Here is a 25,473-nt window from a genome sequence, read left to right on the forward strand (position 1 = left end):
GAGCGTGATTGACTTGTGTGGAAGGAGCAGTGCAATGTCCGATTCGTCGAAGGTTTGCGTTGCCAATCATTGTGAACCAGTTCCGATTCGAGCAGGTCAATATGGACTGCGGCTATTGAGCTGTTTAGCGACGGGGTTTTTGTTTGGTTGGTATTTCGGGGCGGTCCGGTCCATCGCCATGTCGGCGTCGGACAACAGCAATGCTTCACCAGCGTCGTTTGTTACCCTCGATCAAACACCGGCGACTGATTTAGGATTTGTCTTTCCAGGGGAGCAAGTTGTGCGCACGATGGCCGTGGGGCATCCACAGGATCATGTTCTCAAAGAGATTACTTCCAGTTGCGAATGTGTAGCGGCGTCGCTGAAATCTCAGGGCGATCAACGATACATTGAGATCACTGTTGTCAACGAGCCGGAAGCGGAACGGACGGTACCGTTGGCGACTCAGTTGAGTTTGACCTTCGATACTCCTAGTGGAGAATTGCGAGAAAAGCATTTGATTGAATTCATTGCCTTGGCAGCATCGGAGGCTGGACAGTGAATCGACCGCGAGTTTCGTCTGGTTTGACCCTCATTGAGTTGGTCTCAGTGATCGCAATCGTTGGGCTGCTATTGGCTGTGGCGATCCCAGCAGTGCAAGCCGCACGAGAGTCAAGCCGTCTGGTTGAGTGTGGTAACCATCTGCGTCAACTCGCTCTAGCCGTGCATTTGCACGAATCAAATCATCGTTGTCTGCCACACAACGGAGGCGCCGATCAGATGCAGCAGGCTAGTTTGCCGCCGGGCCTGCCCTCCCAGCCACAGACGATTGAGTATGCGACCGGAGGCATCTATCGATGGGGATTGGGGGACCCAGCGCGGTCGCCGAAAAATCAAACCGGTTCTTGGTTGTATGCCAGTCTTCCTTTTCTTGAACAGCCAGCGGCCTATCAATCGGTTGTCACGAGTTTGCGCCCTGAGGTTGTCGCCTGCGTGTCTCGAAATGAGCGATCGCCATCGGTGGTCGCCGACGATCAAAATGGACGATACGACGGAGGCGATTTGGTCTGGGCAAAGACGGACTATGCCGGCAATGGGAATGCGTTTGATCGTCGGCCCCAGTTGCGACGTATGAGTGACTTCTCCGGTGGACTGTCTCAAGTTGTTTTAATAGGTGAGAAGGCATTCAATCCTTTGGTGCAGTCAGATTCATCCTGGTTGTACGATGAGAGTTTCTATTTGGGTGGTTCTGATGGGACGGTTCGTCGAACGACAGAATTGATGGTGGATGGTGGTGACGATCGTTTCAAGTTCGCGTGGGGATCGGCTCATCCGACCGGCGTCGGGTTCGCCTTGGGAGATGGTTCTCAACGTTGGATTGTTTACGAAATTGACCCTGCCGTATTGGGAGCATTGATTCAGCGATGACAGAGACAAATTTTCAATACCTGTCACCAATTCAGCGTGTATTTCGGCGGAGTCATTTGGCTCTGGTGTCAATTGCGGTGATGATACTATTGGGGCTTGGAGTTTTCGTTTGGGCGGATCGCTCGCCGGAGGTGCCATACGTCATGCCCGCTTTGGAAAATATTGGTGAGTTGGATCAGTTGGTTCAAATCGAACGTCGCTTCACGCTTCACAACCCGACAGATGAAGACTTAACGATCAGCGATGTGCGAACTTCATGCACTTGCACGGTGCCGGATTTGGACATTCCGTTGGTGCTTCCCCCTGGAGAAACGCTCGAAATCCCAGTGACATTCGACTCCAAGCGAGCGTCAGGGAAACGAACGAATGCGGTCGCATTAGTTTTGCGCAAGCCTCGTCACAACCTTGACGATCCAGTGCGGCAAATGGTCGTTCAATATGCGATGTCGGCATTCATTCGCCCGGAAGTTTGGGTCGACGCGTCTCCAATCGAACTTGCTGAAATAGCGATTGATCAGCCACAACTACGTGAATTTCGACTTCGGTCGCGTCACGATGACTATCGAATCGGTCGAGTGCGACCATCCGTCGGTCCGGCCGCATGATCAGATCATCGCGTTCAGGGATGGTCAGGCGACGTTGCCGCTTCACATTGACGTGTCGAAATCGAGTCATTGCGACAGTCTGTTTGCGAGATTGGACGTGAAACTTTCCGGTGGGATCTTGGATCATGTGATCGTCCCGGTGAAGGCAGAGATTAGCAGTCCGATCACAGTGCTGCCTGCTCGCCTTGTTTTCGCTGGCGACGCGGATGCTGACGCGACCCTCACGTTCACTGCCAAGTGTGACGCACCCTATTCGATTCAGTCGGTGATCGCATCCGATCCGTCGATCTCGGTTCACCACGAAGCTTCGAATCGCGATGGTGAGCACTACAGCGTCAGGAGAAGTGCTGGTGATCCCATCCCTGACGGTGGGGCTCAGGTCGAAATCATGATTGTCGATTCGTCATCGGTGGAAATCGCGGAACCGATCTGCCGACACTTAGCGGTTCAACAACTTTACCAATGAGGTACTTGATTGTGTTCAATCAATTCATGGTGTCGGATTGGAAGCCTTTGGCACTCGTCTGTTTCATGGCATCGGTTGGCCTTGGCAGCACCGTGCTCGGAAACGAAGCGGATGATGCTTTTGCGGCTCAACTGATTGACGGAATGAGAGGCACTCGGCAATCGCTTCACCGTGGGCATTTGGTCTACTCGGTTGCATTTGAAGTTCAGGTCGGGCAGCAAGAATCTGAATCGGAGCAAGAAAAACTTTCAGGTTTCGAAGACATGTTTCAAACAAAGGTATCGAGGACAAGCGGAGAAATATCAATCAGATGGAATGGATCGCGTGTGTGGTCACACTATCAAGCGATGAAAGAAGATGGCGAGCAAGTTGAAGAGTGGTGTATTCGAACCTCAACTGATACTTTTGTGAATCGTGATCCGAAGCATGCGACTCGAACGAATCCCGAGGATCTAGAACGAGCGGGATTCGCTATAGATCCGAGGGTTTTAGGTGTCTGTATTGGGCCGGCATCGTACGATACAGTTGAAAGGACTTTGTTCAATCCTGGACGTGCTAAACCAATGCTTGTCAAGAAGGACGTTCTGGTCGACGGGAGAATCTCGCATCATGTGCGGTGGGATATGGAAGGCATCACAGAGCAACATTTCTGTATATCAGAATCTTCGGAGTTTCCGGTCTACCGGCACTGGGGGCTGGGCGGAAAATACGAAGTAACGTCTTGGTATGATGAGGACGACTGTCTACCGACACGCACGTGGACTCGTACCCCATTGGGAGAGGGGAGGGTTCAGGTTGTTCGAATGGAACGCACTGAAAGCAACTTTGGGATTGAGGTGCCGGATTCGACGTTCTTGTTGTCAAATTTGGGTCTTGGTATCGGACAGGAGGTCGTTGACTACGAGTCCCAGAAACGCCTTGGATACTGGGACGGTGTGCATTTGGTGAAGCGGCAGGGAAATGCGTATAGTCAAGCATCTGCGAGAGGTGCTTTTGAAGTGGATCACCGATCCATTTTTGGTCGATGGTGGATTTGTATTTTGTTGGGCGTTTTAGCCGTCGTGAGTTGGGTAGTCATTCATCGCTACCGGTGAAGATGATGTCGCCAATGAACGCGGTATTCTTTTTTTGATTTGGAGTAGCTGAGTCTGTTTTACGAACCTATATGGTGCCGCTCGTGTTTGGGTTTTCCTCAATCTTTTCGATGGCTTGCAACTCGCCATCGTCAAGTTGTTTTGATTGTGATTGCGAAGAGCCGACCGAGGCGTTGTCTCCATGCCAGGAAGGCGTACCTGTTTGTCAGTCGTTGGATCCGTTCACAGGAATTGGATGCGACAACAATGGAGCGTTCATAAATTTGTTTCCACGGGACTGTAAGGCCGCGATTGATTACTATGTCGATGAGACGCCGTATTATGCACAGACAATGTGTTCTGGATCGTTGCAGCCTTGTTGGCGATGGGAGTTCTGTAAGTTTGATTTTGGGTCCGGGAAGTGTGTGCCACATTCTCCCCGCGCTCCAGCAGACGGAATTGTGAACACGGCAACAAAGTACGCCGCTGAGTGTTGTAATCAGAGTTCGTAGGGGATTGTTGAAAGTTGGTGAGCTGTTATTTGGTATAGACACCGGTGACATGAGTGCCGGTGAGTTTATCGACATCAGCAACGGATTAGATGCGGTTCAATGTTTGCTCAAGACATTTTGAGTGCTTCGATTGCGTTGTGATTAGTCCAGTCGTCGAGTGTTCCATGCCGTCAATTCTCCGGCAGGATCCGTGTGTCTTAGCATTGTTAGTCGAAGCCGGATCGGGGGTATACTTGCGAAAGGTTTTGCAATGGTGCGGTTTGGAGTGGTGATGGCGATCATCACGCTGTCAGTGCTTTTGCAGTGTAACCGTTCACCAGAACCATTCCGGGTTGCCCGGTTGACTATTTCTTGAGACGTCGGCGGCGAGCGCGGCGGACTCGCTTGCGGTCGGCCGCTTGGCGACGCTCGTCCTGGCGGTACGTTCGGATCGATTCGCAGTGATCTAACTTCCAAACGTGAGGCGCCATCGAAGCCCAGTCGGTTTCACCAGCCAAGGTCCGTCGCAGCACATCTTCCAAGTAGGCATGCACGTCCAAGTCATTGCGCACCGCACTGACGATGACTGTCATCAAGTTCGCCGCTCGCTCCCCAGCGGCAAGCGAGCCTTTGAATAGCCAGTTCTTTCTGCCCGTCGCAACGCGTTTCATCAACTGTTCGCAGTCGTTGTTGTCGATCGGGATGCTGATATCTTCGGTGAAGCGACCCAGTGCCTTCCAGTGCCGACGCACATAGCCAGCCGCGGCAGCTAGGTTGCTCTTGGGAAGCACCGCCGGACTGCTCAACTGATCGCTCGATAGGTAGTCCTCGATCAGGCCAAGCACGTGTCGCGATACCTCTTGCCGACGTGCAAGGGCCTCCGTCTCGGGTAAACCTTTGATCTGGTCTTCGACGTCATACAGCATCCCGATCAACGATTCCAGCTTTGCAACCTGAAGCGGGAATGCACCGCGGCACTCGTCGATCTTGCGGCGCGCATGGGCCCAGCACGCGGCGAACTGAATTCGCTCGTCGCTTCGAACATCGATCTTTTGAAAGCCCGACCAACAGTCTCCAATTAAAGTTCCTTTGTAATCGCCCAGCACGTCATCCGGCCCGTCACGGTGACGACTGACCGTGAAGTCGAACGCCACCACCGGCAACCTCGAAGCATAGTAGCCCCAGAAGTTCGCTTTGATGCTCGGCTTACCTTTTCGAATCGCATCTTCAAAGACTTCGGCGATCCGATCACCGCGAGGATGGTTCGACAAGTCAGGCATCGCCGCCGGAGTGATCAGCACCACGCCTGTATCGTCACAGCCGATACAGGTATCGGTCTTCAAGAAGCTTCGCAGGTAATCGGCCAGCGGCTGCAGGGCGAACTCGACCTGGGTTTCGAGATTGCAAAGCGTCGAGCGACTGGGCGTCCAACCGCTGCCGGCGAACATGTCTTGCTGGCGATAGAACGGCATGTGAAAGAAGTACTTCTGAGCGACCACTTCGACGGCGACGGAGACATCGAAGCGGTCGCCTTCAACCAACCCGGTCGGACGCTCGGGACTGATGATTCCAGGCTTTTTGTCGGGGTTCGATGGATCAGCAGGCACCGCATACTTGGCGTACTTGACGACTTCAACGCGAAGCTCGGCTCGCTTCCAGGCAAGTCGCTCGACTTCGTCATAGCCGATCAGTTTGAGGCCGGCTCGCTGGTCTTCGGGCAGATCGACAATGCGTTCACTGCGAGGCAGATGTTCGGGAAATTTTCGATCCGTTTTGCGAGGCGGTTTGGGCTTGCCGTTCTTTTCTTCGTTGTCACGGACGATCTGTTCGGCCTCGCGGATCGCTTCTTCGATCGCACTGACGACCTCCGGCGTGGCTTCTTCACCGAGGTCCAGGAACAACTGTCCTTCGCTATCGACTCGACGTTCGCTCTTGCGGCCAAAGAGTTGTCGCAGCAACTTCTCGACCTTCAGGTTCAGTTCGGCGTTTTCTTCGCTGAGTTTGTCATTGACCGCTTTGACTTCCAGCACCGAATGAGCCTGCTCGGTGAGCTGCTTGTCCTTTCGCTCCAGTGCAGCTGCCTGTTCTTCGACTTGCTTTCGCAGCGATGCGATCAACGCGGCAGCGGAATCGGGATCGTCTCGAAGTGCTTTGGCATCCATGATGGCGACATTATAGAAACTGCTTTCAAACGCCCAAGACGCATGAGCGCAAAAAGAAGCGGCATGACCAAGATTCCTTCGTCATGCCGCGTGGTGAGCGGGTCGCTAGAAAAACGTGTTCACGCCGCCATCCGTTTTCGCCTGACCCGGGCCGAAGCCAAATCGACGCCCCCGAGCCACATCGCCAGCTCGACAGCGTCGATCGTGACGTGGGTTTGATCACTGCCCGCTTTGGGCAGCTCGACGGTCCCTTGCTCCAGACGGCGATACCAGAGCGTCAGTCCTCCGGTCTCCCACCACAGGGCTTTGATGCGATCGCGCTTTCGATTGACAAACAGGAACAACGAACCGCTGGTGACGCTTTGGCCGAGCTGCGAGGTGACGATGCCGGTCAGCCCGTCGAAGCCTTTGCGGAAGTCCACCGGCGTGGTGCACAGGAAGATCGGAGATCCCTGAGGTAGTCCGGTCATGGCCGCCCCGCTTCGCATGCATCCGAGCCGAGTACTTCGACCTCGATTGAGACACCACCGGGCAACTGCACCGTTGTTCGAACGTTCGTCTTTGGCGGCGGTGCCTGCTGGCCTTGCGAATCGACGATGCGAACAGGGATCAGGGCGGGTGTCGGGCCGGAATCGGGCGGCGAAGCAGGACCAGCGGCTTTGGCAGGTCCAAGCAACTTGCGTCGCCAGTGATAGTAAGATGGCTGCGAAACGCCTTCGGCAGCACAGAACTGAGCAACAGTCATCTCGGACTGGCTAAACCGCTGCAAACGTTCGGCCCATCGTTGAGCTGCTTGGGAGTGTGTCATGGGTTCTCTCCGCGAAAGGGAAGCGAAACAAAACCCACCAAGCTAAACCTCGCGCCTACAACGGTTCTGGTGAACGGTTACTTTGCAGTTGCATTCGATTGTGTGGAAGTCACCGCATGTGGACGAATGCGCTCATTTGGCCTCCGGTCTGATTGGTTTGCGAACTCACACCGCGTTCAGCTACCGTGTCAATCCTCCACTGACTCGGATGCTCGCGGCGGTGCCCCATGCCGCTGCAATCGATTGTCCGCTGACCAATGGGATCGATGGCGATCCCTATCGAACGGAGTTCATTGCTGGCAATGAGTTGGCGGAACAGCGTGGACGCCAGATTTTTACTGATCTGTGGGTCTCGCGGTGCATGATGCTTCCGTTCGGGTTGCTGTCCATGCTGCTGGTGTACCACTGGGCGACGCAGTTGCATGATCATGGAACAGGGGTGCTGGCCATGGCGTTGTTGGCGTTCAACCCCATGTTCATCGGATGGGCCGCAACGATCACCCCCGATGTGCCCGCTGCAGCCACAGGGCTGTTGGCTAGCTACTGTTTTTGCAGATGGATGCGGTCGGGGTCGCCACGGGCCACCGCCGCCGTTGCCGCGTCGCTCGGCTTGGCGCTGCTGACCAAATCGGTGTGGTTGATCCTACCCGTCATTTGGATCTTGGTAACGTTGGTCTCGGGAATCGCTCACCGTTGGTCTTGGAGAGAATGGCGCGAGCGGATGATTTCATTGCTTTGGGTCTTCTTCGTTGCCTTTTTAGTTTTGAATGTTGCTTATGGTTTTCATGGGAGCGGGACGAGACTCCGCGACGTGCCGCTGCAATCTGGATTTGTTCGAACTTTTCGGGATGAACTGAGTTCGTGGATCCCCGTGACGAAGAATTGCCCCATCGGATTGCCGCTGGATTTCGTGATTGGGTTGGATGTTCAAAAGTTGGACTTCGAACAGGGAGAACCGTCCTTTGTTGCTGGGCAGCGACGAGAGATAGGTGTTTGGTGGTTCTATGGTTATCTCTGGCTGATCAAGATGCCGGAGCCACTGCTGGCTGTGATTGCGCTTTCACTTCTGCTGTTCTTGTGGAAGCCGAGCCGACTCGGCGAACGCGGGGCTTGTGTTGTGCTGATACCGACGATCGTGCTGCTCGGGATTTTGCTGTGCAGTCAAAACGGGTTGTCCCAGCACGGTCGGTATTCGCTTTCCTTGCTGCCGCTGGGAATTGTTGCTCTCAGTGGCACTCTGGCGAAGTTGTCTTCGATCCGGTGGTTGCGATGGGGACTGATCGTAACGAGCGTCGCCATTGCCCTCAACGCAACTCCTAATATGACGAGTTACTACAACTGGCTCTCAGGCGGTTCACTGAGCGGGCACCGCCACCTGTTGGGTGCCGATACCGATTGGGGCCAAGACTATCTTCTTTTAGAGGATTGGAAGCACGAGAACCTTGATCGAGGGACTCTCCATTGCTGGTTGCACGGTAGTGTTCAAGTGGGACGCTATCAATCTGAACAGCGGGGCATCTTTCCCATTCCGGGGCGACCATTGGATCCACGAACGCTGACACCTGGCTGGTATGCCATTGGCGTGAACGCTCTGCACGGGTTTGAACGAGAGTCGAATGTCGGACGCTTTTTCGCAACTCAAAATCCGGCCGAAAGGATTGGCAATACAATCGTTGTCTACTGCCTCAAATCGACCGTGAACTTGCGTGGTCGCGGTTCGTCTGCCTTGTTCCCAGACGGTAACCCGGAAACAAGGCCACAGAGCTCGCCTCGGCAGGATGTGGATCGGCTAAACTGAGGCGATGAGCAACGCACCCGCTTCGTCGACGACCGAACCGACTCCCGCAGCCAGCACCCCGACCGATGCCAAGCGGCAAGCGTCTGGGCCTTTGTTGACGCCAGCCTTGTTGGGTCGGCTGGAACGGCTGGAGCTCGTTTCTCGGAAGATCTTTCGGGGGCGGATGAAAGGCGAACGCCTCAGTCGCCGGAAAGGTCAAAGCGTCGAGTTCGCTGACTTTCGGAATTACGTGCCGGGCGATGACCTCCGGCTGATCGATTGGAATTTGTACGCTCGGCTGGATCAGTTGTTTTTGAAACTGTTCCAAGAAGAAGAGGACCTGCACTTTCATGCCTTGATCGACACCAGCGCGTCGATGAACTTTGGAACACCGAACAAGCTGCGTGTCGCCAAGCAGCTTGCGGCCGCGCTTGGGTACGTGGGGCTTTGTCATGGAGACCGTGTTTGTGTTCGAGCCATGGGGCAAGCCGGTCACAATGCTCCCGTGCTTCGGTCACGTGGTTCGTTTTGGAAAATGTTGAACTACTTGGACGGTTTGTCGGGAGGCGAAAATGTTTCGCTGCACGACGGTGTCAAGGACTTTGTGACGCGAGGTGGTGGCAGCGGCGTGGTCGTGCTGATCACCGACATGATGGACAAGGAAGGCTACGAATCGGCATTGCGAATGTTGGTCGGTCGGCAAATCGATGTGTTTGTGCTGCAGGTGTTGTCGCAAGAAGAAATTGATCCGCCACTACGAGGTGATCGCCGGTTGATTGATGTCGAAGATGGCGATGCGGCCGAAATCACGGTCAATCAATTTGTGTTGGACAAGTACCAAGCCAACCTCAAAGCCTTTCTCCATGAGATCCGGCAATACTGTGCGAAGCGGTCGATTGTGCACGTGATGGTTCCCACCGACACGCCGATTGAAACCGTGATCACCCAGTACCTGCGAACTCGTGGGGTGGTGCGATGAATGATGGTGCCATGAGTTGGATCCCGGCTCTTTCGGGAGTGTGGCCGTGGGTGGTGTTGGCGTGCGTGCCCGTGGGCATCGTGCTGCTTTACTTCTTGAAGTTGCGACGCGAACCGGTCGAGGTTCCGAGCACCTACTTGTGGTCTCGAACGATCGAGGACCTGCACGTCAACAGTTTGCTGCAACGGCTTCGAAACAGCCTGCTGTTGTTGCTGCAATTGCTGGCGGTGTTGTTGGCCGCGTTCGCTTTATTCCGACCAGGCATCCGAGGCGAAGCGAATTCGCTGGGCCGGATGGTGTTTCTGCTGGATACGTCCGCCAGCATGCAAGCACCCGCGGGAAACGCGGAAGGTGCAGGGCAGGCCAGGCCAGGGCAGGGCGGTCGCAGTCGGTTTGAGGAAGCCCGCCGACAAATCGGCGATCGCATCGACACGATGACGGATTCGGAGTCGGCGATGCTGGTGACTTTCAGTGACCGCGCCGAAGTGATGCAGGCCTTCACTTCGGATCGCAATCGTTTGCGGGATGCACTGGACCGATGTGAAGTCACGAATCGACCGACGGATATTCTGGGGGCGCTGCGGGCCGCGGATGGTTTGGCCAATCCACGCCGGACCAGCGAGATCGGGGACGTCAACGATGTCCAGGTTGCCGATGCGATGCCCGCTGAGTTGATGCTTTACAGCGATGGGAACTTTGGGGATGTGACGCAGTTCAGCTTAGGGAACTTGCAGCCGACCTATGTTTCGATTGGCTCCGATGCGGTTCGCAATTTGGCAATCGTTTCGTTCTCCGCTCAGCGTGATTTGCAGAACCCCGATCAAATCCAAGTGTTCGCAACAGTGCTGAACACGGGCACGACAAAGGAGTCCACGGAAGCATCCTTGTACATCGATCAGAACTTGGTGGATGCGGCTTCGGTGGATTTGGAACCTGAGGACCAGACCGGTTTGTCGTTCACGATTGAATCTTCCGATGCGGTTGCGTTGAGGTTGCAGTTGGATGGCGAGGATGACCTGATGATCGACAACGAAGCCTTTGCGGCGTTGACTCCCGCCGGGTTGGTCTCGGTGTTGGTCGTCACTCCCGGCAACCGAGCGTTGGAGCTGGGCCTGACAACGCCCAAGTGCCAGCAGATCGCGTCTTGCGAATTTGTGACGCCTGACTACATGGAAACCGAGGCGTATCAAAAACGGGTGGATTCGGGCCGCGACGATTTGATCGTTTACGATCGATGCCGCCCCAAGGAATCTCCTCCGACCAACACGTTCACCATGGGGGAATTGCCCAACGATGATTGGAAGTGGAAAACCGAGTCGGGCGCGTTGACGTTGATCGACATCGACCGAACGCATCCGGTGCTGCGATATCTTGAGCTGTATTCGTTGCTGGTGTTTTCCGGTCGAGCTGTGGAAGGGCCGGCGGGCTCGTTGACCTTGGTGGAATCGGATGTTGGTCCGGTGATGGCGATCGCTTCTCGCGATGGATACCAAGATTTGGTGTTGGGGTTCCCGCTTGTCAGCGAAGACGAATCGGGTGACATGCAGGCCAACACCAATTGGTACGCTGAACGCTCTTGGCCGGTGTTTATGTTCAACGTATTGAGAAACTTGGCGGGGGCGGCTCAGTCGTCAGGGGCACCGAGCTATCAACCGGGGCAGACCGTGATGGCGCGCTTGGAAAACGTTCTGGAATCAGTCGAAGTGGTTCGGACAGTGGGGCAGGGCAGGGCGGAGTCGCTGGGCAAGCAACCGGTCGGTGCGGGGGGCGTGGTTGAAATCGTGTCGACGTCTCAGCCCGGCAATTATCAATTGATCGCCGCGGAAACGGATCAGGTGGTCGATCGGTTTGCGGTCAATTTGTTTGATGCTCGTGAGAGTCGGTTGGCAGCGAAACCAACGGTCGAGTTGGGGTACGAGTCGGTGGAAGCAACCGATGCGGGAATCGAGGTGCGACGCGAGTTTTGGCGGCCGCTGTTGATCGCCGTGTTGCTGTTGATGGCATTGGAGTGGTGGTTCTACACGAGGCGTTTGGCGTAGGATTGACGGACCCCGATGATTCCATTGGTTGTTTGTTTCCACGCACATTGTTGTTCGATGCCGAGTTCGCCCAGTCGCCGTCGTTTTGAAGCCTATCGTCAAGCGGTTCGCGATCGTCATCGCCGAGGGAATCAGGACACCGAAAAAGATTTGGCCAGCGGCCGTGGCGGGCATCATCACGGTGGCGGTCCTGGTGGAAAAAAAATTGGGACCCGAGATCGATCGTTTCGTGAGTTGTTCCTCGCGTTTTGGCAACTGATCGCCGGGCAAAGAGGGGCCATTTTGACGGCTCTCGCGTTGTTGACGGTCAGCATTGGTTTGCGATTGATCCCGCCCTTGGGGACCAAGTTGGCCATCGATTCGGTGCTGACTCGTCCCCCCAAACCGCTGCCGGATTGGGTGGACGCGATCCCCAATCTGACCGCGATTCTTGGCGACCCCATGTCGTCTCCGATGCGAGTGCTGGTCGCGATCGGATTGATCGTGACGATCCTGACCGCGATCGGAACCGCGGTGAATTTGGTGGGACGTTGGATCGCCACCAAAGCGTCCAACAAAACGCAAGTGTCCATCCGGGCAACGGTGTTTGATCACGCGGTTCATTTGCCGCTGCATCACGTGCATTCGATGAAAAGCGGCGGTGTGGCCAGTCTGATCCGAGAGGACGCGGGCGGTGTCGCGGAACTGATTTTCAGCATGCTGTACAACCCCTGGCGGGCGATCGTGCAGTTCATTGGCAGTCTGGTCATTTTGATGCTGGTGGATTGGAAGTTGATGCTGGGAGGGATGTTTCTGTTGCCCACTGTGTGGTTGACGCACCGCACCTACATCAACCGCATCCGTCCTCTGTTTCGTGATGTGCGCAAGCAACGTCAGAAGATCGACAGCGGGGCGACCGAAACCTTCGGTGGCATCCGAGTCGTGCGAACGTTTTCGCGATCCCGCAGCGAATCGAGTCGCTATGTGCGGGAAGGGGACTTCTTGGTTCGCCAGCAGTTGTTCACTTGGTGGTGGATGCGGATCATCGAAACGATCTGGGAGGTGCTGATCCCGCTTGCTTCGACCGGATTGCTGTTGTACGGCGGCTATCAGATCATTGAGGGGAATTTGACGCTCGGTGATCTGATGATGTTCTTGGTGTATCTGACGATGCTGCTGGACCCATTGGCAACGATCGCGGGCAGTGCCGTCGCATTCCAGAACAATCTGGCCGGATTGGATCGTGTGCTTGATGTGTTGGAGGTGGAAGACGAACTGCCCAGTCGCGAGGGGGCGATCGCGTTGCCGTCCAAGCAACTGGTTGGTGATCTGTCCATTCGGAACGTTTCGTTCTGCTATCCAGGAACCGACACACCCGTGCTGAAAGACGTCAGTTTTGAAGTGGCCTCGGGGCAAACGATCGCGTTGGTGGGACGCAGTGGAGCGGGCAAGACCACGCTAACCAACTTGATCGCTCGGTTTTATGATCCCAGTGAAGGAGCGATTTGCTTCAACGGTCGGGATTTGCGAGACATTCAGTTGTCGAGCTATCGAGCGTTGCTGGGGATTGTGGAGCAGGATGTGTTTTTGTTCGACGGTTCCATCCACGAAAACATCGCCTATGCCCGCCGCCGAGCGTCTCGCGAGGAAGTGATCTCAGCGGCAAGTGCAGCGGCAGCGGATGAGTTCATTCGCAAGTTCCCCGAAGGATACGACACGGTGATCGGAGAACGTGGCGTCAAGTTGTCGGGCGGTCAACGTCAGCGATTGGCCATCGCACGAGCGATCTTAGCGGATCCTCAGATCCTGATCTTGGACGAAGCAACCAGCAATCTCGATAGCGAAAGCGAGCGTTTGATCCAGGACAGTTTGAGCGAGTTGTTGCAGGACCGAACCGCATTCGTGATCGCTCACCGACTGAGCACGATCATGAACGCGGACAAAATTGTGGTCTTGGAAGACGGGGAGGTGCTGGAGATTGGGACGCATGATCAATTGGTTGCGAGCGGCGGACGCTACCGCGACATGGTGATGCTGCAAATGGACCAAGGCCTGCCGGCAAATTCGTGAGACAAGACGCCTGGGATCCCGTATGATTCGGATTCAGGGTTCTGACTTGCAATCAGCGATTCGTTCCGCGTGACGCAGGTATTTCGATCGACGATGACGAATTCGAACCCATTTCCGCTGTTCGGTCGAATGATCAATCGTTTGCGAGAATTTGCGGCTGTTCGCAGTTCGGCACTGGCTTGGGGGATCCTCGCCATTTCGCTGGCCGTGACAGCCATCGCCTGGTACTTGTCGAGCCAGTACATCCGCAATCACGCGTCCGATCGCTTCCTGTTTCGCGTCAGTGAGATGGAAGTCTCGATCGAGCAGCGAATGCTGGAGTACGAACAGGTGCTTCGTGGTGGCGTTGGTTTGCTTGAGGCCTCCGAAGATGTCTCCCGCGATGAGTGGCGGATCTACTTTGAGAACTCTCGGTTTCAAGAGTATTACCCTGGCATTCAAGGGGTTGGATTCAGCCGGGTGGTGGACGCGGATGACAAGGACGCCTTCGTTGAATCCATTCGCGCCGAAGGCTTTCCGGACTTTGACATCCGACCTGCTGGTCCGCGTGACCGATACACGGCAATCGACTACCTCGAACCTTTTGATTGGCGAAATCAAAGAGCGTTTGGTTTCGACATGTATTCCGAGGAAACCCGCCGCGCGGCCATGGATGCGGCCATCGCGTCGGGGGAGCCTACGATCTCAGGGGTTGTCAAGTTAGTTCAAGAAACCGAGGACGATATCCAGCGAGGTTTTCTGTTGTATTTGCCTCTCTTTCAGCGTGATCAACCGGTTGAGACACCTGCCCAGCGAACGGCTGCCGTCACTGGATTCGTCTACGCGCCGTTCCGGACCAGAGATTTGATGACCGGAATTCGGAGGGCCAATTTGTCAGACATTGAGTTTCGTGTTTATGACGGCGTGGATCGGACCGAAGCCGAATTGCTCTACGACAGCAACGAACCATTGTCAGAGGAGTCCAAGGCAGGCCAAGCCGATTTTGTGCTGACCAAGCCACTTCATCTTCGTGGCCGCGATTGGACGATCCACTTCGAGTCCCAGCCCGGTTTTATCAGCGGTGGCGAGTCGGCGATCAGTTTGGCGGTGGCAATTGTCGGTTTGTTCGTCGATATGTTGCTGTTCCTGGTCATCGGTTCCATTGGTCGCCAACAGCGCCATGCCGAGACACTCGCCAAACAAATGACTAGTGAGTTTCGCAAGGCTCAACAACAGTTCCAAGCGGTATGCGACACAGCGCATGATCCGATTGTGTTGCTGGATCAATCGAGACAAGTCATTTATGGGAATCCGGCGACCATGGATGCCTTTGGGTATTCGGCAAGCGAGCTGATTGGGACCTCGGCGAGCTGTCTTTTCGAGAGCTCGCTTCGCACCAAGCCCGCAGCGTCTTCCTCGACAACGGATGATGAGCTGATGTGCATTCGAGAAGATGGGGGGACCTTTCCGGCGCGAATCTCGATCTCCTACTGGAATGATGGCGAGCAACAGCTCGCGGCAATCATCGTTCGTGATGTGACCGAGCAACGACGTGTGGATGCGTTGATTCGCCAGCACATCCGGGAACTGAGTCGTAGCAACCGGGACTTGGATGCGTTCGCCTATGTTGCGTCGCACGATCTGCGATCTCCCCTGCGAAACATCAAGCACTTGGCAGATTGGGTGATGGAGGACACTGGCGACCAGTTGCCAGCCGAGAGTGCTGAACACCTGCGGACCTTGAAGCAGTGCATCAGCCGGATGGAGCAATTGCTCGATGACCTGCTTCAGTACTCTCGGGCTGGGCGCGTTCATGATCGGGTGACGCAAGTTGATACCGCTGGACTGGTCGCGAATATTTTCGGCATGTTGGCAAAGCCTGCGGCGATGCAGGTCCGCATGGAGGGCGATTTTCCAACGTTTCGGACACTCAAGACACCATTGGAAACCTGCCTCCGGAACTTGATCAACAACGCGATCAAGCACCATGATCGAGAGGACGGGAAGGTGATTGTTTCTGCCCTGGAGGGTGGCGAGTGGATTCGATTTGTGGTGGAAGACGACGGACCAGGGATCGATTCTCGATTTCAAAAGAAGGTCTTCGAGATCTTCCGGACGCTGGGACCATCGGATTCGACGAGCTCGAGCGGCATGGGGCTGTCGATCATCAAAAAGACCGTTGAAACCTATGGTGGAAAGATCGAGTTGGAATCCGAGTTGGGGCAGGGCACTCGATTCATCCTGCATTGGCCGCGCCAGATCGTGATGCCACTCGAAAGCGTCGAGCCACCTGTGTTGGCCGAATCAGAAGGCTAAGTCTGACCGAAATGAAAGGTTCGGCTTTGCGGAGATGAAGGTTCGGCGAAAACGATCGGTTCAATGGGGGTTTGGGTAGTGTGATCGTTCGAGTCTCTGTAGCTTGCCGCAGAAACGACTTCGATGGATCCACTTCGCCGTCGTTGCGATCAATCAAGCTCTTTCGTTCTAAGCAGGTCGGCTGGAATGATCGGGCACAACCATGTGAGCCGTTTGGGCGTTCGCCCCGGTTGCGCGTGAAAACCGTGGCTAACGCCAACGGCTCACATACCCGATGGCACCTGCGTACCTGCTTAGCAGTGGTGGTCCTTGCACGTTTGCGGTCCCGAAGTCGCATGATGTCATGAACGCTCGGGCATTGTGAGTTGCGGCGATCGGCGACCGCCATGCACGGTCCCGATCAAACGCAGGCAACTTCGGCCGTGACATGACGCTCGCCTGACGGCATGTTGATCTCGTCGTGTTTGGGTCTGCGACAGACTGATGAAATTGACCTACGTCACCTTTCTGGGACTCAAGGAAAAATGCTTTGCTGCAAATTGAATCTCCCAAAACATCTTTGGGCGACATGCGTTCGCTGCGTCAACGTTGGCTTCAATGGGCGGCTTTGGCTCAGTCACGGTATATGCGTCATCATGTTCTTCGCAGTGTTGACCGATGGCAATCATTCCTTTGCCGTTGAAGAACAGCGTTCAATACCTGAGCGTTTTGAGCATGCGAAAATTCTTCTCGACCGTCGCGTGGAAATTGGCTTGGTGTCGCCAGCGGCAGCGACCGCCTGGGCGAGGTTGGAAACTGAAGCCGAGAAGTTTGGAAGGTTGTTTTCGTTGCACGAGTTCGCCAGTTTTTTGAGCGAAACTTCGTCCGGGCTAGACGCGAACGATTATGGGCATATCCAATCTCTCTATCTTTCTTTGCAAGACGTGCCTTTGAAATGGGAGGAGGTGTTCGAGGAATGTTCCAAAAGAGGGGAGGTCGCTCAGCCAGCAAACTACAAGTTCAAAGTCTCTTTCAGCGAGTGTCCATCTGTCATGCATCTTCAGGCCTTTCACGATGGAAAAAACTGCTCTCTTGCAATAACAAAGTATGTCAACGATGATCCTGTTCTATATGAAGCCACGGCTACGGACGGGAAGAGGTTGATGAGGTTCCGACGTGAAGGTCATCGCTGCAATGAGCCTATTGGGAATCCTTTCGCAATTTGGAATGCAGATATAACTGCTTTTCAAGGGTATTAGGAGGCTATACGGACGGATGACCCATTGCTCCAGTACTATCCCGACACGTTTCAGTCAGATTACGGCATCTGTGGCATGGTAGAACCGATTGCAGGAATTGCAGACGCTTCGGGAATAGGGGAAGAGACCGCTGATTTCAATGGGAAGACTGCGTTTTTTTGTGGGACACCGTTCACGTATGTTGCATTCGACACGAAGACTGGCGATCTGCTTGCGTATTTCCATGGGGAATACTCGTTCTCGAACGGAAACCTCTGCCCTGGTGAATCCTCTGGTCGCAACAGCGTTGTCTTCAAGTCGCATGAGTTGTTTGACGAAATCGGTCGGCTCCCAACATCGACGGTGATTAGCACGGGAGCGAGCGTCACGACAGTGAAGCTGCTCAGTATCTCAAAAGCACCGGCGGCTGACGACGGCATTGTTGAAGACTCGATTCCTCTCAACGCCTACGTATTGGACCGCATCAATGAGGTCAAATATGTCAACTCTGGCGAAGAAAAGAAGCCGGTGGGGAATTAGGTGCGTTTGGTCGACTTGGGCCTTCCCCGTGATCGGAGTGTTGACCACAGGTCGTGTTTGTCAGCGAGTTTTTCGACCCATTCGATGTCGCCGAAGGGGCGGCCTCGCTGGACACTCGTTCGAATCATCTCGATCTCCTTTTCGCTGAGTGCTTGATTGACCCGCTTGCTCCAGTTGGGTGCAGTCGGCTCAGTAGCGCGTGCTTGTGATGTTGGGGCGACAAAATCCGAGATTGCTATTGGAGAAAAAGCGACGCCCGTCCCCTAATGTGAGTTTTGGCAAACAAGCACTCTCAGGAAACGGACGTCATGAACAAGTCTAACGGATTAGTTGCGTTGGCTGGATCACTTGTGGATCAACTCGACATGCAACGCCTCAAGCAACTCACCGCCATCGCGGTATCGTTGATTGCAGCGGTACGATCTTTTTTGGCGGGGCGATGTCACACCTGCCTCGTTTGACCGGTTCGAGAGACGGATCGAAACACTCGTCCGTTCTCTGGGCCGGTTGATCATCCAGCACGCGCTCTCGAAACTCGAAAGTGACGAGCGCCCCGGCAGCTTCCGTTTCGACAAGGCGTCGTTTCGCGTCAATCGCAAGACCTTGCAAACCCTTCATACCCGATTGGGAACGATCCGCTTTGAGCGATGGTACTTTCAAACTTCCGATGCCTGGTATCACGGACTCGCTCCGCTGAACGTTCGCTTGGGCGTAGTCGATGTTCGTCGAGGTTTCACCACGGGACGACTCTCTCCAGCACTGGCCGATGCGGTGGGGCGGTTGGCCGCTGAAATGCCTCAGCAAGCAGCCATCGAACAGATCGCTGGCTAGAGAAAAGGGGACGGGGGCAATAGTGTTCGGCCCGACGTTTGCCGGTCGATGCTGAATTGCTAGCAACGACAATTTGGCTTGCCTTCGCTCGCTGGGCGAGAGTGTCTCGTTCGTGCTTCAAGGAGACTGGCGGGCAGTTGCGATGATGTGAAACTTTCAATGGTTTGCATCCGCCAGAGTCGAGATGCGTGAAACCGGATTGGCTCATGCGTCGATGTTGCTTTACTCCTGCGTTGAGCGGGCAATCGTTGGTTCGCCATGCCAACCAAAACCAAGCGACTCAAAAGACGAAAGCTTCCTGATGACCAGGGCGAGCGAACACAGGAATCTCTCGTCAAGCCAAAGATCAAAATCGAAGGCCTCAAATACTTCGCCATGCTCAAGCCTCTGCTCGAGCATCTTCACGAACATGAGTGCCAGCGTGATACCGCTGGCAACCGTACGCTGCACTACGATCAGTATTGCATGCTCGTGTTGCTGTATGTCCTGAACCCCACTGTCTCAAGTTTGCGAGCAATCTCGCAGGCCAGTGAGTTGACGAAAGTACGTGACAAACTGGGCAACGAGAAAGCTTCGCTGGGATCGCTATCCGAAGCCGGTGGGCTGTTCTCTGCAGACCTTCTCAAGCCGATCATTGAGGCCTTGTCTGCTGAAGTCAACGATGCTGCCCCGGACCCGCGACTGAGCAGCATTCAGCAAACGATCACCGCCGTGGATGGCTCACTTGTTAACGCCTTGCCGTCGCTGATTGCCGCATCCATTCTGAAGCAAACAACGGGCTCAGCGCTGGTGCGATGGCGACTACACACACACTTTGAGGTCAATAACCTGCTGCCCGTACGAGTCGACGTGACACCTGACGGCGGTGGAGAACACGACGAGCGGGCCGTGCTCAAACGAGTGCTCGAAGAAGATCGCTTGTACGTGATGGACCGTGGCTATGCCAAGTTCTCGCTCTTCAATTCAATCGTCGCGTCATCGAGTAGCTATGTTTGCCGACTACGTGACAACACGGTTTACGAGACGACTCAAGAACTTGAGTTAACCGAGGGTGACCGTGCTGCGGGGGTGCTCAACGATACGATTGTGAAGCTTGGAGGATCGAGCAGCAGCTCAAATTCCCCTGATCATCCGATCCGGTTGATCCAAATCCGCTGCACGCCTCATCAAAACCGCACAGGCGGAAAGGCGAGAGGTTCCAAGGCACCCAACAGCGATGGGATCCTTCGCATTGCCACCAATCTGCTGAATGTACCTGCTGAAATCATTGCCCTGATCTACTCCTACCGATGGACAATTGAAATCTTCTTTCGGTTCTACAAGCAACTGATGGGCGGCGATCACCTTATCAGCCACAACGTCAATGGGATCCAGATCCAAGTCTATTGTTCGGTGATTGCCTGCTTACTGATCAACCTGTGGACTGGATCTCGCCCCACGAAACGAACGTTTGAAATGATCTGTTTCTACTTTCAAGGCTTAGCCAGTGAAGAGGAGCTGATAGCTCACATCGAAAAGCAAGCTGCTGCAGAAGAGGCAAAGCGTGCCAAAGAGGAGCGTCAAGAAATTTGCTAATCGGCGTTGCGGGAAGTCATTTTGCCTGACTGGTCTCGGCGTAAATGCTGCGCGGTACCAAACACAAAAACGCAACGGCCCTGGGCAAGCCGGATCGCTTCGCTTCCTTCGCAATGAACCCACACTCAACTCGCCAACCATCCGCCAATATTCCAGCCGGCAAACGCCGGGCCGAACACTATTGCCCCCGTCCCCTTTTGGAGGGAATGTGTGGTGTTGGTGAAGAACTGGTTTGTTCTTTTGATGGTCCTGGCATATGGAGCGATCGCTTTTTGGGTGCTGCCATTTCTTCCGCCCAATAGTGAATCGGAAGGGCGGTTGCCGAGCCTGGCCGTGATGGGCGTGGGCGTATTGGTGACCGTGGTGGGACTGGTTCTCCGGAGTCTGATAACGAGCAAGGATCCAGAGCCCGACGCAAATCAGCCGAAGAAGATTCCGGCGATGTATGGGGTTGCGATTTTGCTGGGGATTCTTGGGCTGGTGTTCTTTGTGATCACGCGTCTGTAGTTCGCGGCGGTCAGGCTTTTCGGATGAAGTCGGCGGCGTAGCTTCGGACATCGCCGCCGTTGAGAACGTGGACCATGCGGAGTTGTTGGATCTCTTGGTCACTGAAGGAGGACATCGGCACGTGAACCAAATGTTTTTTGAACCGGCGGGCCAATCGTTTCCATCCGCCACCGGGCGGCAAGGGGCTCATGATCGCGACGTGTTTGCTGCGTGAATGCATGCAAGCCGCGGCGATCAAGCGTTCCTCGAGTGTCTCGGTGAAATTTAATCGGCGGTCACGCCAGATGTCGCGAATCGGTACGGGCGGGTACAAGAACATCGCGCCACCGTAGATCCCCAGCCCGATGCCGGGGCCGACCATTTCTTGTTGGAAGTCGCTGGCGAAGAATGCCAGCGTGGATTCCCATTTGTGTTCGGCAAACCAAGTTGTGCGCCAGGGGTAATCACGCGGGTCGGCTGGAGAATCGAACAGCATCAAGCAGGCATCGAGTTGCCCGCGGCTGGGCGGCATGACTTTGACGTAGATCTCTTTTTCGTACCAATGTCGAATCGTGTCACGAATGTCGATCCCGTCTTTGACGCTGGTCGTGAACTTTTCGGTGCGAGCTAAATCCTGACCCATGATCGCCTGGGCCCGTTCGCTGACCCGGTTTCTGAGCAACTCAATGCGTTCGTCTTCGGGCGGGTAACTGCACTGCGAATACGGGTTCCAGTTGTGCTGCCATTCGTGGCGTTCTTTGTTGCTGGGCCGTCGCTGGAGCTGAATCGTTTGCCACGAGATCGGAGGTCCTGGCAAACGATTGACCAGCGACACGACATCTTGATTGGGCAAGCGAGCTTGGTCGATTCCCAGCGTGATCGGTTGATCCGATTCAGGGATCCATTGGTCGGAGTCGGCGCCTGGTTCGTCCGCGTAGGCGTACTTGGTCGCGACTTCGGCGACGTGCAATGCGAATTGGTCGCCGAGGACTTGTTTGCAGGCGGTGATGATGGTGACCATGTCCGGTGTCATCCGGCGGTTGATCAAGGACAAATTGCGGATGTACTGCAAGCACTTTGACAGCAGCAAGGGCGTGATCTTGCGGGCGCGATTGCCAAGGTCATCGAGGTAGCTTTGCCGGCCAGCGATCAACAGTTCTTTGACGCCGTCGATCTGCAAGTTTTCGTCGTCTTCCAGTTCAGCTCGAGCACGTTCGTGCAGCGACGTGATGAAAGGCAACTCACCAAATAAAAACAGCAGCGTCTTGGAGTTGATGGTGTGCCGAGTCGGCGTGGAGACCTCTTCGTTTTCGATGTCATCGAAGGAGTGGCCTGGGTTGGTTCGGAGTTGTCGATGAGCGTCTCGAATCCAGGGCCAATGCAGGATGCTGGTGACCAGCAAAATCCGCTGGTAGCTCTTTTCGAGTTCGGTGAGCTGCGCGGCCATGTAGTGCATGCGGTCGCGAGTCAGCTCATCGCTCGGTGGCGGAATGCTCGGAAGGATCGCGGCGGCAAACTTTTCAATCGCCACGTGCCGGACCGCGTGCGGGTCGGGCATGACAGTTGAAAAGGGTTGGAAATGATTGGTTTCCAAATCGATGAAGTGCCGCGGCATGTGCTCGCCCATCGCGGCACGGATCGCCATGATCACGCTTTGGCAGGGATCGATCGGGACGTAGCTGGTGGGCAGAGGATCCGCGTCCTCGTCGTCAGCTGATTCGCCGTACTCTTCGGCCGTCAGATCCGGATTGAAGGGCAGGGGCGGTTCGAACGTCGTTTGCGCTGCCGGGTGCTGCAGCACGATCGATGGCCGCGGAAGTTCCAGGACCGCTTCTTCCACGGGTTGTTGGAAGGAGGGCGGCAGTGGGACGGCGAGGCAATCGAAGTGGTGTTCCAGCATGAACCGCCGCGTGAGCCACGCGAACTGGCCACTGCCATGGATGATGGGCAGCAACGTGACGCGATCGTTCAGGCGTAGCAGCTCGGGGACCGTGTCACTCATCGTTTATTCAACCAACCAAATTGGATTGAGGTTCGGCGGAGGAGGCAACGACTTCCGTCGCAGGTTGGCCCAGGTAGGTTTGGGCGGCTTCGGCAACAAGTTTGATTGTCACACCACGGTAGGCGTCGAGCAACTCGTCGAGCGACAGGTAGTCGCCACAGCACAGCCAGCGGCTGCCCAGGCCAAACAGACGATTGGACGGACGTTCGGATTGCATGATGCAACCGGCGACCGTTTTGTTGATGATCTGATCCAGCTCGGATTGCTCGACACCGTCACTGGCGACGCGGCCGAGAACTTCGTTCATCAAGCGAACATTGGCATCCATGTCCTCGGCGGCGCAGACCAAGTACGTGAACAAGGCACCGGTGTCAGTGAACTCTTGCGGCCAAAGCGTGGCGACTTCGGCGCGGCCGGTGTCGATCAGGTCCCAGAACAAACGGCTGCCACCGTCATCGCCGACGATCGATGTCAGCAACCGCATCGCGTATCGCAGTGGCGATTGCATCGAAGGGCCGTCACCCAAGGTCACCCGGTAACTTTGCGAGGCATCGGGAACACTCAAGTGCGGTGTCAGGTCGATGCCTTCGGGGGAAGTGTTGAGATCATCGCTGGCCAAAGCGGAGGGGGCAGGGCGGTCGAGCCAGTGCTGGGTCATCTTTTCGGCTTGTGCGACCAAACCGTCAAAATCAACGTTGCCGCTGGCGGCCAGCACAATGTTTTCGGGGCGATAGCGACGATTGAAATAGGCTCGCATCGATTCGACTTGCATCGATTCGATGGAGTGAGTCGTGCCAAGCACGCGCCGTCCCAACCCGCGAGGGCCGTAAGCACATTCCATCACCCGTTCGAAGGCTCCAAATGGAGGTTGGTCTTCGTACTTGGCGATTTCTTCCAGGATCACATTTCGCTCGGTCGCGAAATCGTCGGCGTCCAGCGACGGGCTGAGCATGTCGGTCAGCAAGTCGACCATGCGGTCTTGGTACTTGGGCAGCACGGACGAATAGTAGACCGTTTGTTCTTCGGAGGTGTAGGCGTTGGATTGGCCGCCCAGTTCATCCAGTTCGCGGTTCACATCGGAGGCTGAGCGACGAGCGGTCCCTTTGAACATCATGTGTTCGAGGAAGTGGCTGAGTCCCGATTCGATGTCGGTTTCGTCACGAGCACCGGCACGCACGAAGTAACCCACTGCGGCGGAGTAACCACGCAGGTCGATGTCGGCAACGATTCGCAACCCATTTGCTAGGGTCGTAGATTTGAGTTCGTTCATGCGAGCGGTTCGCCTCCTTGCAGGGCTTCCGGTCCGACGGTCACGATTCGGAATTGACGCGGACCGTGTTGGCGAAAATAGGATGCGACTTGGTCGAGTGAGATGGCTTCGATTTTGGCTTCGAGTTCTTCGGTTGGGATGACACGACCGAGTTGATATTGGTCAGATGCCAAGGAACTGGCTCGCGAACCAGCCGACTCTTGTTCCATGATCAGTCCGCTTTCAATGCGAACTTTCCAACGCGAGAGTTCTTCTTGTTCGAGATCGTCGGCCAAGTGTTGGATTTCGCGAAGGCTGACGTCAAGTGTTTCCTGGGCTCGGGCAGGGGTGGTGCCGGCGTAACCGAACACCGCGCCATGTTGGCCGATGGTGTGGGTGCTGGCCCAGACGCTGTAGCACAGCCCGCGTTGTTCACGAACGCGATCGAACAGGCGACTGCTCATGCCATCGCTGAGGATTCCGATTCCGGCTCGCATGACGAAGTAGTCATCGCTGCCATAGGGGATCGAATCGAACGAAAATCCGATGTGCGTTTGGCTGCTGGGCAGTTCGATGTGCTCGTTGCCATCGAGCGGGGCAGGGGAGGGCAGGGCAGGGCGTTTGCCGGACTTCCAATCGCCAAAGGATTGCTCGATGGAATCGAAGATTTGATTGGCGTCGAAGTTGCCTGCGACGGCCAGCACGCTGCCGCCGGCGTGGTACTGATCGGTGTAGAACTGGCGGACGTCGTCCATGCTGAGCGATTCCAGACTCGTTTCGCTGGCGTACCCGCCTCGTCCCAGGTGCGGGCCGTATTGTCGCTCGCGAAGACGACGCATCAAACGCTGGGTGGGTTCGTCTTGGAACGCGGCGAGTTCTTGTCCCAGGATCAGTTTGGCGTCGTCGAATTGGTTGCCGGGCAAGTGCGGGCGACGCACGACATCGGCGAGCAACTCAATGGCGGGGAGCAACGATTCGGCCGGCATGCGTGCGGAGTACCCCGCGACGCTGGTCGCGGCGGAGTTGCCACTGTCGATGCCCAGGTTGTCTTCGGCGGCAACCAGTTCCCGGCTGTTGTAGGCTCCTGCACCACGCTGGACCATTTCACAGGTCAGCGATGCCAGTCCATCGCGGCAGGCGAGGTATTCAGGATCGGCCAGCTGTGCTTCGCTCAAGCCAGCCAATTCGGTTGTGATCCCGGCGGGCAACCACAGCGTGTACGCAGCGGTTCGCAGCCACGGCATCGGTTGCACGACGACCGTCAGGCCGTTGTCGAGCGTTCGAGTTTGAATCGGGGGAGATTGAGTGCTGAGCAAGGGAATCGCTGAGGGCTGAGGGCGAGTTGGATTCAATTGGTAGCGAAAGTCGTCAAGACTTTCGACGAATCATCGTGCAACTCGAAACTCTTGACGAGTTTCGCTA

General features: G+C 55.6%; 21 protein-coding genes. 15 read left to right on the plus strand and 6 right to left on the minus strand.

The genetic code is table 11. The annotated features are described in order from the left end of the window. Nucleotides 1-34: 34 nt before the first annotated feature. The 5 genes from PSR62_RS04795 (at nucleotide 35) to PSR62_RS04815 (ending at nucleotide 3,572) form a co-directional block, all read left to right on the plus strand. Complete coding sequence (locus tag PSR62_RS04795) at nucleotides 35-541, plus strand: hypothetical protein (protein ID WP_274406681.1); 507 nt, start codon at nucleotides 35-37, stop codon at nucleotides 539-541. Between the two features lie 92 nt (nucleotides 542-633). Next, nucleotides 634-1,407 (plus strand): DUF1559 family PulG-like putative transporter, encoded by a 774-nt coding sequence (locus tag PSR62_RS04800; RefSeq protein ID WP_274408166.1) that lies wholly within the window; start codon nucleotides 634-636, stop codon nucleotides 1,405-1,407. After that, the gene (locus tag PSR62_RS04805) at nucleotides 1,404-2,012 is read left to right on the plus strand and encodes a DUF1573 domain-containing protein (protein ID WP_274406682.1); all 609 of its coding nucleotides are present in this window, start codon (nucleotides 1,404-1,406) and stop codon (nucleotides 2,010-2,012) included. The genes PSR62_RS04800 and PSR62_RS04805 overlap by 4 nt, the downstream gene beginning before the upstream one ends. A 97-nt stretch (nucleotides 2,013-2,109) precedes the next feature. Continuing rightward, nucleotides 2,110-2,478 (plus strand): hypothetical protein, encoded by a 369-nt coding sequence (locus PSR62_RS04810; protein ID WP_274406683.1) that lies wholly within the window; start codon nucleotides 2,110-2,112, stop codon nucleotides 2,476-2,478. 5 nt (nucleotides 2,479-2,483) lie between these two features. Next, complete coding sequence (locus PSR62_RS04815; RefSeq protein ID WP_274406684.1) at nucleotides 2,484-3,572, plus strand: hypothetical protein; 1,089 nt, start codon at nucleotides 2,484-2,486, stop codon at nucleotides 3,570-3,572. Between the two features lie 835 nt (nucleotides 3,573-4,407). Here the strand turns inward: PSR62_RS04815 and PSR62_RS04820 are convergent. The 3 genes from PSR62_RS04820 to tnpA form a co-directional block, all read right to left on the minus strand. Next, the gene (locus PSR62_RS04820; protein ID WP_274405784.1) at nucleotides 4,408-6,204 is read right to left on the minus strand and encodes an IS66 family transposase; all 1,797 of its coding nucleotides are present in this window, start codon (nucleotides 6,202-6,204) and stop codon (nucleotides 4,408-4,410) included. A gap of 119 nt (nucleotides 6,205-6,323) precedes the next feature. Continuing rightward, on the minus strand, nucleotides 6,324-6,692 hold the full coding sequence (gene tnpB, locus PSR62_RS04825) for an IS66 family insertion sequence element accessory protein TnpB (RefSeq protein WP_338020135.1): 369 nt from the start codon (nucleotides 6,690-6,692) through the stop codon (nucleotides 6,324-6,326). Further along, nucleotides 6,671-7,012 carry an IS66 family insertion sequence element accessory protein TnpA gene (tnpA, locus tag PSR62_RS04830; RefSeq protein WP_274405783.1) on the minus strand — a complete coding sequence of 114 codons (342 nt, stop codon included), beginning with the start codon at nucleotides 7,010-7,012 and terminating at the stop codon, nucleotides 6,671-6,673. The genes tnpB and tnpA overlap by 22 nt, the downstream gene beginning before the upstream one ends. A 118-nt stretch (nucleotides 7,013-7,130) precedes the next feature. On the opposite strand from tnpA, the gene PSR62_RS04835 reads away from it, so the two are divergent. The 10 genes from PSR62_RS04835 to PSR62_RS04880 all read left to right on the plus strand — a co-directional run bounded on the left by PSR62_RS04835 (nucleotide 7,131) and on the right by PSR62_RS04880 (nucleotide 20,821). Beyond that, entirely contained in the window at nucleotides 7,131-8,810 is a 1,680-nt protein-coding gene (locus tag PSR62_RS04835) for an ArnT family glycosyltransferase (protein ID WP_274406685.1), read from the plus strand. Nucleotides 8,811-8,814: 4 nt separating this feature from the next. Then, entirely contained in the window at nucleotides 8,815-9,768 is a 954-nt protein-coding gene (locus PSR62_RS04840; protein ID WP_274406686.1) for a DUF58 domain-containing protein, read from the plus strand. Beyond that, on the plus strand, nucleotides 9,765-11,807 hold the full coding sequence (locus PSR62_RS04845) for a vWA domain-containing protein (protein ID WP_338020136.1): 2,043 nt from the start codon (nucleotides 9,765-9,767) through the stop codon (nucleotides 11,805-11,807). The genes PSR62_RS04840 and PSR62_RS04845 overlap by 4 nt, the downstream gene beginning before the upstream one ends. Before the next feature lie 57 nt (nucleotides 11,808-11,864). Beyond that, nucleotides 11,865-13,856 carry an ABC transporter ATP-binding protein gene (locus PSR62_RS04850; RefSeq protein ID WP_274406688.1) on the plus strand — a complete coding sequence of 664 codons (1,992 nt, stop codon included), beginning with the start codon at nucleotides 11,865-11,867 and terminating at the stop codon, nucleotides 13,854-13,856. A 93-nt stretch (nucleotides 13,857-13,949) separates the two neighbouring features. Then, complete coding sequence (locus tag PSR62_RS04855; protein WP_274406689.1) at nucleotides 13,950-16,151, plus strand: sensor histidine kinase; 2,202 nt, start codon at nucleotides 13,950-13,952, stop codon at nucleotides 16,149-16,151. Nucleotides 16,152-16,786: 635 nt separating this feature from the next. Then, a complete protein-coding gene (locus PSR62_RS04860) occupies nucleotides 16,787-17,389 on the plus strand; it encodes a hypothetical protein (protein WP_274406690.1) in 603 nt (200 codons plus the stop codon). A 24-nt stretch (nucleotides 17,390-17,413) separates the two neighbouring features. Then, nucleotides 17,414-17,908 carry a hypothetical protein gene (locus PSR62_RS04865; RefSeq protein ID WP_274406691.1) on the plus strand — a complete coding sequence of 165 codons (495 nt, stop codon included), beginning with the start codon at nucleotides 17,414-17,416 and terminating at the stop codon, nucleotides 17,906-17,908. 408 nt (nucleotides 17,909-18,316) lie between these two features. Then, nucleotides 18,317-18,739, plus strand: coding sequence for a hypothetical protein (locus PSR62_RS04870; protein WP_274406692.1), 423 nt, complete (start codon nucleotides 18,317-18,319; stop codon nucleotides 18,737-18,739). Nucleotides 18,740-18,997: 258 nt separating this feature from the next. After that, the gene (locus tag PSR62_RS04875) at nucleotides 18,998-20,314 is read left to right on the plus strand and encodes an IS4 family transposase (RefSeq protein ID WP_274403829.1); all 1,317 of its coding nucleotides are present in this window, start codon (nucleotides 18,998-19,000) and stop codon (nucleotides 20,312-20,314) included. 213 nt (nucleotides 20,315-20,527) lie between these two features. Then, a complete protein-coding gene (locus tag PSR62_RS04880) occupies nucleotides 20,528-20,821 on the plus strand; it encodes a hypothetical protein (RefSeq protein ID WP_274406693.1) in 294 nt (97 codons plus the stop codon). Between the two features lie 10 nt (nucleotides 20,822-20,831). On the opposite strand, the gene PSR62_RS04885 is transcribed toward PSR62_RS04880, so the two are convergent. From PSR62_RS04885 to PSR62_RS04895, 3 genes are read right to left on the minus strand one after another with little or no spacing between them, the layout of a single operon-like run. Further along, the gene (locus PSR62_RS04885) at nucleotides 20,832-22,802 is read right to left on the minus strand and encodes a hypothetical protein (protein WP_274406694.1); all 1,971 of its coding nucleotides are present in this window, start codon (nucleotides 22,800-22,802) and stop codon (nucleotides 20,832-20,834) included. 7 nt (nucleotides 22,803-22,809) lie between these two features. Then, entirely contained in the window at nucleotides 22,810-24,072 is a 1,263-nt protein-coding gene (locus PSR62_RS04890) for a M16 family metallopeptidase (protein ID WP_274406695.1), read from the minus strand. Beyond that, nucleotides 24,069-25,367 carry a M16 family metallopeptidase gene (locus tag PSR62_RS04895; protein ID WP_274406696.1) on the minus strand — a complete coding sequence of 433 codons (1,299 nt, stop codon included), beginning with the start codon at nucleotides 25,365-25,367 and terminating at the stop codon, nucleotides 24,069-24,071. Before PSR62_RS04895 ends, PSR62_RS04890 begins: the two co-directional genes overlap by 4 nt. Nucleotides 25,368-25,473: the final 106 nt, after the last annotated feature.

The sequence above is a fragment of the Rhodopirellula sp. P2 genome (genome assembly GCF_028768465.1).
In the GTDB taxonomy this organism is placed as follows: domain Bacteria; phylum Planctomycetota; class Planctomycetia; order Pirellulales; family Pirellulaceae; genus Rhodopirellula.